This is a genomic window from Kineococcus esterisolvens, assembly GCF_050871405.1.
Classification (GTDB): Bacteria; Actinomycetota; Actinomycetes; order Actinomycetales; family Kineococcaceae; genus Kineococcus.
In genome coordinates, this window is sequence record NZ_JBJLRI010000026.1 from 1 (window position 1) to 13,889 (window position 13,889).

A 13,889-nucleotide genomic window follows, 5' to 3' on the forward strand; every position below is an offset into this window, starting at 1 on the left:
CCCCCCCCCCCCCCCCCCCCCCCCCCCCCCCCCCCCCCCCCCCCCCCCCCCCCCCCCCCCCCCCCCCCCCGCGCCCCGCCCCCCCCCCCCCCCCCCCCCCCCCCCCGGAGCCGCTGCCGTCGTGCGGGCCGCCGGGCCCGCTGCTCGTCTCGTCGGGTCGGTCGCGCTCCTCGGAGCGCACGGCGGGTGGGGTGTGCACGGGGGCCTCCCGGTCGACGGATGGGTGCACCCGGACGGGTGCGGGGCGACTCTGGCGGCCGGCGACCCCCGCGGTCGCTGGCGCGCACCCCCGTCCCGCGGTGGGGTTCTCCCCACCGCGGGACGGGGTGCCCGCACGCTCCCGGCGGCACCCCGCGCCGCCCTACTGTTCTCGGCGTGAGCGACGACACGATGCGCTGGGCCCCAGCGGTCCCAACGGTCCCAGCGGCCCCCGGGGCTCCCGCGGCGGACCGGCCCACCGGCGCGCTGCGCCGCTGGGCGTCGGGCTGGTGGGCGGTGGTGCACCTCGTGCTGCACCCGATCGCCCTGGCCCTGCACCTGACGGCGCTGGTGCTGCTGGTGACCGGGATCGTGCTCGTGCCCGTGCTCGGCACCGGGTTCCTCCTGCTCGTGCCGGCCCGCCTGCTCGTCGCCGCCGGCGCGCACCTGGAGCGCTACCGCCTGGCCGCCCTGCTCGACGTGCGGGTGCCCGCGCCCGGTCCCTGCCCGGTGCAGGGCCCCTGGTGGCGGCGGGTCGTGCTGGACCCGCGCCCCTGGCGCCGCGCCGGGCACCTCGCGCTCGTCAGCACCTTCGGGGTGCTCGGCGCCGGTGTCGTCCTGGCCCTGGCCGGCACCGGACTGGCGGCGCTGGCCGCCCCGGCCGTCAGCGCCGCCCTCGGCCACGCCGGCGAGTACGCCTTGCCGTTCGGCATCCCCGGGACCCTGCACGCCCCCGCCGTCCTCGTCGCCGCCGCCGGCGTCCTGCTGCTGGCCCTGACGCCCCCGGTGGCGCGCGCCTTCACCGCCGTGGAGGTGCTCACCGCCCGCGCCCTGCTGGGCCCCGGCCGCGGTGAGCGCGAGGCGGTGCTGCGCCGCCGCGTGGAGACCCTCACCGAGACCCGCTCGCGCACCGTCGACTCCGTGGAGGCCGAGCGGCGCCGCATCGAGCGCGACCTGCACGACGGCCCCCAGCAGCGGTTGGTGTCGCTGGCCATGCAGCTGGGCATGGCCAAGCGGGCCCTGGACCGCGGCGGCCCCGACGCCGCCCGCCAGTTCCTCGACGCCGCCAGCAGCTCGGCCACCGCCGCGATCTCCGACATGCGCCACGTCGCCCGCGGCATCCACCCGCCGGTGCTCACCGACCGCGGGCTGGACGCGGCGGTCTCCGCCCTGGCCGCGGCCTCCCCGGTGCCCGTCGACGTCGAGGTCCACTTCCCGCCCGCGCAGCGGCCCAGCCCCACCGCCGAGGCCATCGCCTACTTCTGCGTCTCCGAGGCGCTGACGAACACCGCCAAGCACGCCCGCGCCTCCCGCGTCGTCGTGCAGGTCTGGCGCGAGGACGCCCTGGGTCGGGACGTGCTGCGGCTGCGCGTCAGCGACGACGGCGCCGGTGGTGCCGCGCTCGCGGACGGCACCGTCGCCGACGGCGGCAGCGGCCTGCGCGGCCTCGCCGACCGGCTCGCCGCCGTGGACGGCTGGCTGCGCCTGGACAGCCCGCCCGGCGGCCCCACCGTCCTGGAGGCCGGCGTGCCGTGGACCGTCGGGGGTGGCCGGTGAGCGCCGCCGCCACCGCGCCGCGGGCGGGTGACGCACCGGTGCGGGTGGTGCTCGCCGAGGACTCCGTGCTGCTGCGCGAGGGCCTGGTGCAGCTGCTGCGCGCCGAGGGCGTCGACGTGGTCGCCGCCGTCGACGACGCCGACACCGCGCTGCGCGCCGTCGCCGAGCACCGGCCCGACCTGCTGCTGACCGACGTGCGGATGCCGCCGGCGTTCACCGACGAGGGGCTGCGAGCCGCGATCGTGGTGCGCAGCCAGCACCCCGGCACCGCCGTGCTGGTGCTGTCGCAGTACGTGGAGGAGCGCTACGCCGCCGAGCTGCTCGGCGGGCGCGCCCGCGGCGTCGGCTACCTGCTGAAGGACCGCGTCGGCGACGTCGACGAGTTCGTCGCCACCCTGCACCGCGTCGCCGCCGGCGGCACGGCCGTGGACCCCGAGGTGGTCTCCCAGCTGCTGTCGAGGGCGCGGCGCGACGACCCCCTGGAGCGCTTGACGCCCCGCGAGCTGGAAGTGCTGCAGCTCATGGCCGAGGGCCGCTCCAACACGGCGATCGCCGCCCGGCTCGTCGTGACCGACAAGGCCGTGGAGAAGCACGTGTCGAACATCTTCGCCAAGCTCGGGCTGCCCCCGGACACCGAGGGCCACCGCCGCGTGCTCGCGGTGCTGCGCCACCTGGAGGCCGCCGCACGCCCCGGGAGCCCCGCGTGAGCGCCTCCACCGCACCGCCGGCGGTGGACGCGCCGGCGCCGGCCGAGGCGCGCCGGCCGCCGGGCCGCGCCGCGCTCGCGGTGCTCGCCGCGCTCGTCGTCGGCTTCGCCGGCATCGACGTGCTGGGCGACGTGACCGCCACCCGTGCCGAGTCCACCCGCGTGTTCGAGCAGCCGGTCAGCGCCGTGCGGGCCGTCGGCACCACCGGTGACGTCGTCGTGGTCGCCAGCCCCGGCGCCCGGGGCGTGGAGCTGCGCACCCTCGTGCACGAGGGCTGGTCCAGCGTCCGCAGCAGCGCCGAGGTCGTCGACGGCGTGCTGCGCCTGAACGGCACGTGCGAGAGCGGCGGCTGGCTGAGCCCCTGCGAGGTCACGTGGGAGCTGACCGTGCCGGAGGGCCTGGACCTGGACCTGCGCACCGGCACCGGCGACCAGGAGGTGACCGGCGCCTTCGGCACCGTCGTCGCCCGCGCCGGCACCGGCGACGTGCGCTGGGACACCGCGAGCGGTGCGTCCCTGGAGGCGGAGACCGGCACCGGCGACCTGGACGTGCGCGGGCGGGTGGCGCAGGTGCGGGCTCGCGCCGGCACCGGCGACGTGGAGGTGCGGCTGGACGCCGCGCCCGACGCCGTGGACGTCACCACCGGCACCGGGGACGCCGCGGTGCAGGTGCCCGCCGGGAGCGCCTACGCCGTGGGCGTCACCGCCGGTTTCGGCGAGGAGGTCGTCGAGGTGCCCGTCGACGCCGCCTCCGCGCACCGGATCGCGGTGCGCACCTCCACGGGCGACGCCTCCGTCCTGCCGCGCTGAGGGTCCGGCCCGCGCGGGGCCGGGGAGCGCGCAGCTCAGTCGACGATCTCGCAGACGACGGTCCCGGTGGTGGTGGTCTCACCCGGCTTCGCGGTCAGCCCGCTGATCGTGCCCGCCTTGTGCGCGGTGAGCGGCTGCTCCATCTTCATCGCCTCCAGCACGGCGATCAGGGCCCCGGCCTCGACGCGGTCGCCGTCGGCGACCTCCACCTTCACGATCGTGCCCTGCATCGGCGCGACCAGCGCGTCCGGGTTCACGGCCGAACCGCCCCGCGCCTTCGCGTCCTTCCTGCCGTTGCGCCCGCCGCGGTGGGTGGTGCTGCGGTACGCGCGCGCCACCGCCGCACCCGCGGCCACACCGGCGCGGGAGATCTCGTGCCCGGCGCGCGAGAGCTGCGCGTTCAGGTGCTCCACCGGCAGGGAGACCTCCAGGCGCTTGCCCGCGACCTCCACCACGATCGTCTCGCGGTGCGCCGCACCGCCGTCGGCGGCGTGCAGGTCCCCCGCGCCCGGCAGCACCGAGGCGTCGAACTCCGTCTCGATCCAGCGCGTGTGCACGCCGAACGTCCCGTTCGCCGCGGCGAACGCCGGGTCGGCCACCACCGCCCGGTGGAAGGGCAGCACCGTCGGCACGCCCTCCACCTGGAACTCCTCCAGCGCCCGCGCCGCCCGGGCCAGCGCCTGCTCGCGGGTGGCGCCGGTGACGATCAGCTTGGCCAGCAGCGAGTCGAAGTCCTGCGAGATCTCCACCCCGCCGCTGACGGCGGCCGCACGCGGGTCGATGCCGGTGTCCACCCGCACGCCCGGGCCCGACGGCAGCGAGAACCGGGTCAGCTTGCCCGGACGGGGCAGGAACCCGGTGGTGGGGTCCTCGCCGTTGACGCGGAACTCGATCGAGTGCCCGCGGGTGGCGACCTCGTCATAGCCGAGCGCCTCGCCGCGCGCGATGCGGAACTGCTCCACCACCAGGTCGATGCCGCTGACCTCCTCGGTGACCGGGTGCTCGACCTGCAGGCGGGTGTTGACCTCCAGGAACGCGAGCGTGCCGTCGGCTGCGACGAGGAACTCGACCGTGCCGGCGCCCACGTACCCGGCCTCGCGCACGATCGCCAGCGACGCGCGGCGCAGCTCGGCGTCCTGCTCGGCGCTCAGGAACGGCGCGGGCGCCTCCTCCACGAGCTTCTGGTGCCGGCGCTGCAGCGTGCAGTCGCGGGTGGAGACGACCACCGCACCGCCGTGCGCGTCGGCCAGCACCTGGGTCTCGACGTGCCGGGGACGGTCCAGGTAGCGCTCCACGAAGCACTCCCCGCGCCCGAACGCCGCCTCGGCCTCGCGCACCGCGGAGGCGAAGAGGTCCGCCACGTCCTCGCGGCGGCGGGCCACCTTCAGCCCGCGGCCACCACCGCCGAAGGCCGCCTTGATGGCGATGGGCAGGCCGTGCTCGTCGGCGAACGCGAGCACCTCGTCCACGCCCGCGACGGGGTCGGGGGTGCCGGCCACCAGCGGCGCGCCCGCGCGGGCGGCCAGGTGGCGGGCGGAGACCTTGTCGCCCAGCGCCTCGATGGCCGCCGGCGGCGGGCCGATCCACGTCAGGCCCGCGTCGATCACCGCCTGCGCGAACTGCGCGTTCTCCGACAGGAACCCGTACCCGGGGTGCACCGCGTCGGCCCCGGCGCGCAGCGCGACCTCCACGACCTTCGCGCCGTCCAGGTAGCTCTCGCGGGCCGTGGTGCCGCCCAGCGCGAACGCCTCGTCGGCCATCCGCACGTGCAGGGCGTCGCGGTCGCCCTCGGAGTACACCGCCACCGACGCGATCCCCGCGTCCCGGGCGGCGCGCACCACGCGCACCGCGATCTCACCGCGGTTGGCGACGAGCACCTTGGTGACGGGGCCCGTCACCGTGAGCGCACCCGGGGTGGTCGGCTCGGCGGCGGGGTCGGGGGAGGTCATGCTGTGTGCTCCGGGGCTCGGCGGGGGTTCGGGCGACGGCTGAGACTACTGCCCGCCCGCGCGGGGAGCCTCCCCGCGCGCCCCCGCGCCCGGCGCCCAGAGGTCCGGCCACGCCACGCCCGCCTCGCGCACCAGCTCGCGCAGCAGCGGCAGGGAGACGCCGACGACGGCGTGGGGGTCGCCCTCCACGCCGCGCACGAACGCCCCGCCGAGGCCGTCGAGGGTGAAGGCCCCCGCCACGGCCAGCGGCTCGCCGGTGGCGACGTAGGCGTCGATCTCGGCGTCGGTGACGTCGGCGAAGTGCACCGTGACCGACGCGACTCCGCCCAGGGTGGCGCCGGAGCCGTCCTCGCGGGCGTCGACCAGCCAGTGCCCGGTGTGCAGCACGCCGCTGCGCCCGCGCATGGCCCGCCAGCGGGCGCGGGCCTCGCCGGCGTCGGCCGGCTTGCCGTGCACCTGCTTGACGCCGTCGGGGCCCTCGACCTCCAGCACCGAGTCGCAGCCCAGCACGAGCGCGTCCTCCGGCACCTCGTCGCGGCCGGCGACGTCCTCGGCCTTGGCGCGCGCGAGCACGAGGCTGACGTCCTCGCCCTCGGTGACGCCGTAGCGCTCCACGACCGCCGGCTCGTCGACGTCGGAGACGATCACGGCGGGGTCCAGGCCGGCCGCGCGCAGGGTCGCGAGGCGGGCGGGGGAGGCGGAGGCGAGCAGCAGCGACGGCACGCCCGCATCCTCCCACCCCTCCCGCCGCGGTCCTCAGCCGAGCAGGGCCTCGCGCAGGACGTCCAGGCCGACCGAGCCGAGGTCCAGGGCGCGGCGGTGGAAGGCCGACAGCTCGAAGGCCGCTCCCTCGCGGCGCTGCACCTCCTCGCGCACGGACCACCACAGCCGCTCGCCGACCTTGTAGCTGGGCGCCTGCCCCGGCCAGCCCAGGTAGCGGTCCAGCTCGAAGCGCAGGACGTCCTCGTGGTTGCCCGAGCAGCTCGTCAGGTACGCCCACGCCTTCGCGTACGTCCACGCGCCGCCGCCGACCTCCGCGGGCGCGTCGAACCCGCAGTGCACGCCGACGTCGATGACGACGCGCGCAGCGCGCAGCAGCTGCGCGTCGAGCATCCCGAGCACCTCGCCCGGCCCCCGCAGGAACCCCAGGTCCGCGGCCAGGCGCTCGGCGTACAGCGCCCAGCCCTCGCCGTGGCCGGAGACCCAGCAGCCCTGCCGGCGCCAGCGGTTGAGGACCTCCGAGTTCACCGCCGTCTGCCCGATCTGCAGGTGGTGCCCGGGCACCCCCTCGTGGTGCACGGTGGTGGCCTCGCGCCAGGTGGAGAAGGTCGTCTGCCCCGGCGGCACCGCCCACCACATGCGCCCGGGGCGGGAGAAGTCCTCGCTGGGGCCGGTGTAGTAGATGCCGCCGCCGGTGGTGGGGGCGATGCGGCACTCCAGCCGGCGCACCTGCTCCGGGACGTCGAAGTGCGTGCCCGCCAGCGCCTCGACGGTCTCGTCGGAGCGCTGCTGCATCCAGTCCCGGAACGCCTCCGCACCGGCCACGACGGTGGCCGGGTCGGCGTCCAGGGCGGCGACGGCGGCGGCCACGTCCGGCGACCCGGTGATCTCCCGCGCGGTGCCCGCCACCTCCCCGCGCACCCGCGCGACCTCGTCCAGCCCCCACGCGTACGTCTCGGCGAGGTCGACGCCGGCGCCGAGGAAGTACCGCGAGAACAGCCGGTAGCGGTCGGTGCCGACGGCGTCGGCGGCCGGCGCCTGCGGCAGCAGCTCGGTGCGCAGGAACGCGGCCAGCCGCCCGTACGCCTGCGCCGCGTCCCCGGCGCCGCGGGCGACGTCCGCGGCGAGGGCGCCCTCCAGGGGCGCGCCGTCCACGGCGGCCGACGCCGCGAAGGCGCCGAAGAACCCGTCGCCGGCGGCGTGGGAGGCGGCTTCCGCCGCGCACGCCTCGACCTGCCGGCGCGCGGCGACCCGGCCGCGGGCGGCCGCGGCGCGCAGGCTCTCCACGTAGCCGTCGACCGCCCCCGGCACGGAGGCCAGCCGCCGCGCCACGTCGGCCCAGTCGTCCCCGCTCCCGGTCGGCACCAGGTCGAAGACCATCCGCAGGTCCTGCACCGGCGAGGCGATGACGTTCAGCTCACCGAGGTCCTCGCCGGCCTCGTGCAGCTCCAGCTCCACCCCGAGGCGCTCGCGCAGCGCGGCGGCGGTGACGCGGTCCACGTCGTCGGTGACCGGGGCGGCGTCGACGGCGGCGAGGGTGGTGCGCGCCAGGCCGGCCAGCTCGGCCAGCCCGGCGGGGGAGCGGTCGCCCAGCCCGGGGGCGGGGTCGGGCGCCCCCACGGACAGCGCGAGGGCCGGCTGCAGCCGCAGCAGGGCTGCGAAGTGGTCCTCGGCGATCGCGTCGAGGGCGGTGGGCCGGCGCGGGGAGGTGCTCACCGCGCCGACCCTAGCGGCGCCCCTCAGGCCGCGGACCTCACGCGGCGGCGTCCGCGGCGGCCGCCAGCTCCGGCACCAGCCGGTCCATCTGCCAGGGCAGGTTCAGCAGCGTGGTGGAGGTGGCGGCGATGAGGTTCTCGTCGGTCAGCCACACCACGGCGCCGTTCGCGACGGCGGGCATCGTGGCGTACACGGGGTCGGCGGTCAGCTCCTCGAGGCTGATCTCGCCGTAGCCGACGAGGACGTCGCAGTCCAGGTCGCGCACCCGCTCCTTGGCGACCTCGACGTAGAACGCCTCGGAGGACTCGGCCAGCGCGGTGACGCCGGGGGCGTCGACGAGGCCCAGGTCGTGCAGGGTGTCCACGCGCGAGTCGCCGGGCAGGTACACGGACAGGCCGGCGGACGTGGCGTACACGTACGCGAAGGTCTTGCCCTCCAGCTGCGGGTTCGCGGCGGCGCGGTCGGCCAGGTCGGCCTCGGCCTCGGCGACGAGCCGCTCGGCCTCCTCCGCCTTCCCGACGGCCCGCCCGATCAGGGTGGCCTGGTCCTGCCAGCTGGTCTGCCACGGCTGCTCGGGGTAGGCGACGGTGGGCGCGATCTGCGACAGGGTCGTCCAGTCCTGGGCGGTGACTCCGGAGTTGACGGCGAGCACCAGGTCGGGGGTGAGCTCGGCGATCCTCTCGAAGGGCACCTCGCCGGTCTCGCCCGCGCCGATCGTCGTGGTGACCGAGGGGTCGTAGTACCCCTCCCACCACGGGTAGGCGCCGTCCTCGTCCCCGCCGTAGGTGGTCTCGGGCATGCCGACCGGCTGCAGGCCCAGCGCCCAGACGACGTCCTGCGAGCCCCAGCCCCAGGTGACGATCCGCTCGGGGGCCGCCTCGACGGTGGTGGTGCCCAGGGCGTGCTCGACCTCGACGGGGAAGGCGTCGGCGGGGGCCGTGCCGGTGCCGCTCGTGTCGGCGGGGGCGGTGGCGGAGTCCTCCGAGCCGCAGGCGGCGGTTGCGGCCAGGGCCGCCAGGGGAGCGGTCAGCAGCAGGGATCGGCGGGACGGGGGCAGCGGCACGGGAACGCTCCTCGCGAGTCGGTGGATGAGGATAGGCGAACCTCACCACACCGGGGTCCGGAAGTGGAAATCCGGCCCGTTCCGCCCGCCCCGTTACGGTGAGCGGCGTGGACCCCGCGGGCGCCGACGGACCCTGGACCGACCTGGAGCGGCCCCCGCTGCGGGCGCCCGCCCTGCGCCGCGCGCTCGTCGGCCCCGGCGCCTGGGCCGCGCTGGAGGTGGTGGCGCGCACCGGCTCCACCAACGCCGACCTGCTGGCGCGCAGCGCCGACGCCGCCGACCGCACCGTGCTCGTCGCCGACCACCAGGACGCCGGACGCGGCCGCCTCGGGCGCACCTGGACCTCCCCGCCGCGCGCGGGCCTGGCCGTCTCGGTGCTGCTGCGCCCCGCCGCCGACCCCGAACGCTGGTCCTGGCTGCCGCTGCTGACCGGCGTCGCCGTCGTGGACGCCCTGGGCGGGCTCGGCGTGGACGCGGGCCTGAAGTGGCCCAACGACGTGCTGGTGCGCGGGCCCGGCCGCGCGGGGAAGGTCTGCGGGGTGCTGGCCGAGGTGCGCGGCGACGCGGTCGTGCTCGGCGCGGGCCTGAACGTGGCCCAGCGCGCCGAGGAGCTGCCGCAGCCGGCCGCCGGCCCTCCGGGCTCGCCGGCCGCGCTGCCGCCGACGTCGCTGGCCCTGGCCGGGGCGCGCAGCACCGACCGCGACACGGTGCTGCGCCGCTACCTGCGGGCGCTGCGCGCCCGGCTGGACGAGTGGTCCACCGACCCCGCCGCCACCGCGGCCGCCTACCGCTGCGCGTGCCTGACCCTCGGCGCGCCCGTGCGCGCCCACCTGCCCGGCGGGGACGCGCTGACCGGCACCGCCGAGGACGTCGACGCCGCCGGCCGGCTCGTGGTGCGCGGCTCAGGCGGCGCCCGGACGAGCCTGTCCGCCGCCGACGTCGTCCACCTGCGCGGGCTGTGAGGTCCCCGGCGGCCGGGCGGTGTGCCCGTGCACGTCCCAGCCCTCCTCGCGCAGCTCCTCCACGAACACGAAGCGGCGGTAGGCCCACCAGCGGAACAGCGTGCCCAGCCCCACCCCGACGACCTTCGCGGAGATGTTCGAGGCCAGCGGGCCCCGCAGCCCCAGCACGTAGTACGTGAAGCCCAGGCAGGCCAGGCTGATGAGCAGCCCGGCGCCGTTCATCAGCGCGAACAGCAGCAGCTCCCGCGGCGCCGAGGCGCGCCGGCGGTGCCGGAAGGTCCAGTACCGGTTGCCCAGCCAGGCGACCACGACGCTGACGACGACGGCGATCGCGTTGGCCGTGAGCGGCTTGTGGTGCAGGACCCCCACGCCGTCGGGGCCGGCGTAGCGCAGCAGGTTGAAGACGCCGAAGTCGGTGACGAAGGCGACGGCGCCCACCACCCCGAACTTCGCGGCCTCCCGCACCAGCACCTCGTAGGTGTCGCGCAAGCGCGCGACCAGTCCGGGGCGGGGGGTGCCGGGGGGCTGCTCAGCGGTCTGGGAAGCCACGGTGGGCGCTGCTCCGTTCGTCGGGCCCCGCCGCGCGCGGGGCTCGTTCGTCTCGAGCCCGCAGTCTGACGGATCAGCCTGGGAGCGCCCTGCGCCCTGCGCCCTGCGCCCTGCGCCCGGCGGTCAGCGCCCGGCGGTCAGCGCTCGGCGGTCAGCGCTCGGCGGTCAGCGCTCGGCGCGGCTGCGGCTGCGGCTCTTCGACGGGTCGAGGTGGTCCTCCATCTTGACGGCACCCAGGATGCCGACGACGACGAGCGTCACGCAGGCGATGACGGTGAGCACTGCAGGTTCCCCCTCCGTGGGACGCTCCGCGGGTCCACGGAGCGGACCCAAGGATTCACCACCCGTCCGGTACGGGCATCCCGGAACCAGGGTGGACCCACGGGCCGTCACGGACCGTGTCCAGCCCCTCGACACGCCGGGCACGACGGCCCCCGGCCGTCGCCTACCCTCCCTGCTGTGACGAGCGCCCCCTCCGCCGACGCCCCCGCCACCAGCGCCCGCCCCGACCCCGCGCCGTACGCGCGACCCGGCGGCTTCCCCGTCGTGGGCGTCGTCGGCGGCGGCCAGCTCGCCCGCATGATGCAGCCGGCCGCGGTGGCCCTGGGCCTGCGCCTGCGGGTGCTCGCCGAGGGGCCGGACGTCAGCGCCGCCCAGGTGATCACGCCCGCCCCGGTCGGCGCGGCCGGCGACCTGGACGCGCTGCGCGCCTTCGCCGCGGAGTGCGACGCCGTCACCTTCGACCACGAGCACGTGCCCTCCGAGGGGCTGCGCGCGATGGCGGAGCTGACCAGCGTGCAGCCCGGCGCCGACGCCCTGCTGCACGCCCAGGACAAGATCGCCATGCGCGAGCGGCTCACCGCGCTCGGCGTCCCGTGCCCGCGGTGGGTGCGCGTGTCGGGGCGCGCCGACGTGGAGGCGTTCGCGGCGGACGCCGGCTGGCCGGTGGTGCTGAAGACCCCGCGCGGCGGCTACGACGGCAAGGGCGTGCTCGTGCTGGACGGCCCCGGCGACGCCGGCTGGGCCACCGCCGACGCCTGGTTCGCCGACTGGTCCGGGCGCGGCCCGCTGCTGGCGGAGGAGCACGTGCCCTTCACCCGGGAGCTCGCCGCCCTGGTCGCCCGCAGCCCCTCCGGGCAGGCGGCGGCCTGGCCGGTCGTGGAGACCGTCCAGCGCGGGGGCGTGTGCCACGAGGTCACCGCACCCGCCCCGGACCTGGACCCCGACGTGGCCGCGCAGCTGACCGACGTCGCGCTGCGCGTCGCCGGGGGCCTGGGCGTCACCGGCGTGCTGGCCGTGGAGGTGTTCGAGGTCGAGCGCGGCGGGCGCCGCGAGGTGCTCGTCAACGAGCTCGCGATGCGCCCGCACAACTCCGGGCACTGGACGATCGACGGCTCGGTCACCGGCCAGTTCGAGCAGCACCTGCGCGCCGTGCTGGACCTGCCGCTGGGCGAGACCGCCGCCCGTGCGCCGTGGACGGTGATGGTCAACGTCCTCGGTCCCGCCGAGATCGACGAGCGGCACGCGGACCTCTACCGCTCCTACCTGCACGTCATGGCGCACGACCCGGGTGTCAAGGTGCACCTGTACGGCAAGGAGCAGCGGCCCGGCCGCAAGCTGGGCCACGTCACCGTCTACGGCGACGACCTGGACACCGTCCGCGCGCGCGCCCGGCACGCAGCGGCCTTCATCGCGGGGGAGATCGACGAGTGAACGCACGCGCGCAGGCGGTCGAGGTCGGCCTGGTCATGGGCTCGGACTCGGACTGGCCCGTCATGGAGGACGCGGCGAAGGCGCTGGAGGAGTTCGGCATCGGCTACGAGGCCGACGTCGTCTCCGCCCACCGCATGCCGCACGACATGGTCGCCTGGGGCGCCTCGGCCGCGCAGCGCGGCCTGCGGGTCGTCATCGCGGGAGCCGGTGGCGCCGCGCACCTGCCGGGGATGCTCGCCAGCGTCACCCCGCTGCCCGTGATCGGCGTGCCGGTGCCGCTGCGGCACCTGGACGGCATGGACTCGCTGCTGTCCATCGTGCAGATGCCCTCCGGCGTGCCGGTGGCCACGGTCTCCATCGGGGGGGCCCGCAACGCCGGGCTGCTGGCCGTGCGGATCCTCGCCGCCACCGACGAGGCGCTGCGCGAGCGGGTCGTGGAGTTCCAGGAGTCGCTGCGGCAGACGGCGGTCGACAAGGGGGAGAAGCTGCGCGCGCGGGCCCGGCGCACCGGCACGGGTTTCGGCGCCTGACGCCGTGAGCCCCGCCCCGGCGACGGGCCTCGCCACGCGGTCCCACCGCGTCGACGGCCACGACGTGCACGAGCACTTCCTGACCGTCCCGCTGGACCGCACCGGAGCCGGAGCCGGCACCGTGGAGGTGTTCGCCCGCGAGTACGTGCGCGACGGCGCCCGGGACGCACCGCGGCTGGTGTTCCTGCAGGGCGGGCCCGGCAACCCGGCCCCGCGCCCGGACGTCCTGGGCGGCTGGCTGGACCGGGCGCTGGAGGAGTTCCGCGTCGTGCTGCTGGACCAGCGCGGCACCGGCTGCTCCACGCCGCTGGACGCGCAGTCCCTCGGCGAGGTCGGCGACGCGGCCGCGCAGGCCCGGTACCTGGCGCACTTCCGCGCCGACTCCGTCGTCGCCGACGCCGAGGCGCTGCGGAACGCGCTGCAGGGCGTCGAACCCTGGTGGGTGCTGGGCCAGAGCTACGGCGGTTTCGTCATCACCTGCTACCTGTCGCAGGCGCCGCAGGGCCTGGCGGGGGCGCTGGTCACCGCGGGGCTCCCGGGGCTGCGCGCGAGCGCGGAGGACGTGTACCGCGCCACCTACGCGCAGACCGCCGTGCGCAACGCGGAGTTCTTCGCGCGCTACCCGCGCGACGAGGCCGTCGCGCACCGGATCGCCGGGCACCTGGACGGCGAGGAGGAGTTCCTGCCCACGGGGGAGCGGCTGAGCTCGCGGCGCTTCCGCACCCTGGGGATCGCGCTGGGCCAGACCTCCGGTTTCGACGCGCTGCACTTCGCGCTGGAGGACCCGTTCACCACGGTGCGCGGCACGACCCGGTTGCGGACGCGGTTCCTCGTGGAGGCCGGCCGCCGGCTGTCGTTCGCGGCGCACCCGCTGTACGCGGTGCTGCACGAGAGCATCTACGCGCAGGGCCCGGTCACGGGCGGGGCCACCCGCTGGGCGGCGCACCGCGTCCGTGACGAGTTCGGCGAGTTCTCCCTGAACGCCCCGCCCGGCGCGCCGTTCCGGTTCACCGGCGAGCACGTGTACCCCTGGCAGTTCGAGGAGGACCCGGCGCTGGTCCCGCTGCGCGGCGCGGCGGAACTGCTCGCCGGGCGCGAGGACCTGACGCCGCTGTACGACCCGGAGGTGCTGGCGGGCAACGCCGTGCCGGTCGCGGCGGCGGTGTACGTGGACGACATGTTCGTGCCGTACGCGCTCAGCGCCCGCACGGCGCGCGAGGTGCGCGGCGTGCGCACGCTCGTCACCAACGCCTACCAGCACGACGGCCTGCGCCTGGACGGCCGGCGCCTGCTGGACGGGCTGCTGGAGCTCGTGCGGCGCTGAGGTGCGGTCATCGCAGCGCCGGGAGCCCGGCACTCTGCCCAGCGCGCCCTCTTGTCTGTGAGCACCGTGAGCACCACACTCAGCCACGGCAT

The 13,889-nt window shown here is 77.0% G+C and carries 12 protein-coding genes; 7 read left to right on the plus strand and 5 right to left on the minus strand.

Annotation, left to right across the window (positions count from 1 at the left end):
- Positions 1-375: 375 nt before the first annotated feature.
- Genes ACRYR8_RS10350 through ACRYR8_RS10360 form a run of 3 tightly spaced genes read left to right on the plus strand, consistent with a single transcriptional unit; the run spans position 376 to position 3,271 of the window.
- Positions 376-1,755 carry a sensor histidine kinase gene (locus ACRYR8_RS10350; protein ID WP_432483868.1) on the plus strand — a complete coding sequence of 460 codons (1,380 nt, stop codon included), beginning with the start codon at positions 376-378 and terminating at the stop codon, positions 1,753-1,755.
- Positions 1,756-1,793: 38 nt separating this feature from the next.
- Positions 1,794-2,462: a response regulator gene (locus ACRYR8_RS10355; RefSeq protein ID WP_432483879.1), complete on the plus strand. Its 669-nt coding sequence runs from the start codon at positions 1,794-1,796 to the stop codon at positions 2,460-2,462.
- Entirely contained in the window at positions 2,459-3,271 is an 813-nt protein-coding gene (locus tag ACRYR8_RS10360) for a DUF4097 family beta strand repeat-containing protein (protein WP_432483866.1), read from the plus strand. The genes ACRYR8_RS10355 and ACRYR8_RS10360 overlap by 4 nt, the downstream gene beginning before the upstream one ends.
- 35 nt (positions 3,272-3,306) lie before the next feature.
- Here the strand turns inward: ACRYR8_RS10360 and ACRYR8_RS10365 are convergent, their stop codons facing one another.
- From ACRYR8_RS10365 to ACRYR8_RS10380, 4 genes are read right to left on the minus strand one after another with little or no spacing between them, the layout of a single operon-like run.
- Entirely contained in the window at positions 3,307-5,220 is a 1,914-nt protein-coding gene (locus tag ACRYR8_RS10365) for an acetyl/propionyl/methylcrotonyl-CoA carboxylase subunit alpha (protein WP_432483864.1), read from the minus strand.
- Positions 5,221-5,265: 45 nt separating this feature from the next.
- Positions 5,266-5,943, minus strand: coding sequence for a Maf family protein (locus ACRYR8_RS10370; RefSeq protein ID WP_432483862.1), 678 nt, complete (start codon positions 5,941-5,943; stop codon positions 5,266-5,268).
- Between the two features lie 33 nt (positions 5,944-5,976).
- The gene (locus ACRYR8_RS10375) at positions 5,977-7,656 is read right to left on the minus strand and encodes a DUF885 domain-containing protein (protein ID WP_432483860.1); all 1,680 of its coding nucleotides are present in this window, start codon (positions 7,654-7,656) and stop codon (positions 5,977-5,979) included.
- A gap of 37 nt (positions 7,657-7,693) precedes the next feature.
- A complete protein-coding gene (locus ACRYR8_RS10380) occupies positions 7,694-8,719 on the minus strand; it encodes an iron-siderophore ABC transporter substrate-binding protein (RefSeq protein ID WP_432483858.1) in 1,026 nt (341 codons plus the stop codon).
- A gap of 107 nt (positions 8,720-8,826) precedes the next feature.
- Between ACRYR8_RS10380 and ACRYR8_RS10385 the strand changes: the two genes are divergently transcribed.
- A complete protein-coding gene (locus ACRYR8_RS10385; RefSeq protein ID WP_432483856.1) occupies positions 8,827-9,681 on the plus strand; it encodes a biotin--[acetyl-CoA-carboxylase] ligase in 855 nt (284 codons plus the stop codon).
- Here ACRYR8_RS10385 and ACRYR8_RS10390 read toward each other — a convergent pair.
- Entirely contained in the window at positions 9,622-10,230 is a 609-nt protein-coding gene (locus ACRYR8_RS10390) for a GtrA family protein (protein ID WP_432483854.1), read from the minus strand. The two genes, ACRYR8_RS10385 and ACRYR8_RS10390, sit on opposite strands and share 60 nt — an antisense overlap.
- Before the next feature lie 459 nt (positions 10,231-10,689).
- On the opposite strand from ACRYR8_RS10390, the gene ACRYR8_RS10395 reads away from it, so the two are divergent.
- Genes ACRYR8_RS10395 through ACRYR8_RS10405 form a run of 3 tightly spaced genes read left to right on the plus strand, consistent with a single transcriptional unit; the run spans position 10,690 to position 13,797 of the window.
- Entirely contained in the window at positions 10,690-11,943 is a 1,254-nt protein-coding gene (locus ACRYR8_RS10395) for a 5-(carboxyamino)imidazole ribonucleotide synthase (RefSeq protein ID WP_432483852.1), read from the plus strand.
- Positions 11,944-11,978: 35 nt separating this feature from the next.
- A complete protein-coding gene (gene purE / locus ACRYR8_RS10400; protein ID WP_432483877.1) occupies positions 11,979-12,473 on the plus strand; it encodes a 5-(carboxyamino)imidazole ribonucleotide mutase in 495 nt (164 codons plus the stop codon).
- A 4-nt stretch (positions 12,474-12,477) separates the two neighbouring features.
- Positions 12,478-13,797 carry an alpha/beta fold hydrolase gene (locus ACRYR8_RS10405; RefSeq protein ID WP_432483850.1) on the plus strand — a complete coding sequence of 440 codons (1,320 nt, stop codon included), beginning with the start codon at positions 12,478-12,480 and terminating at the stop codon, positions 13,795-13,797.
- Positions 13,798-13,889 lie beyond the last annotated feature (92 nt).

What these genes read in the sequence shown, in the direction of transcription:
- ACRYR8_RS10365 (WP_432483864.1), bottom strand. Translation starts at nt 5,220, where the DNA reads ATGACCTCCCCCGACCCCGCCGCCGAGCCGACCACCCCGGGTGCGCTC.
- purE (WP_432483877.1), top strand. Translation starts at nt 11,979, where the DNA reads ATGGGCTCGGACTCGGACTGGCCCGTCATGGAGGACGCGGCGAAGGCG.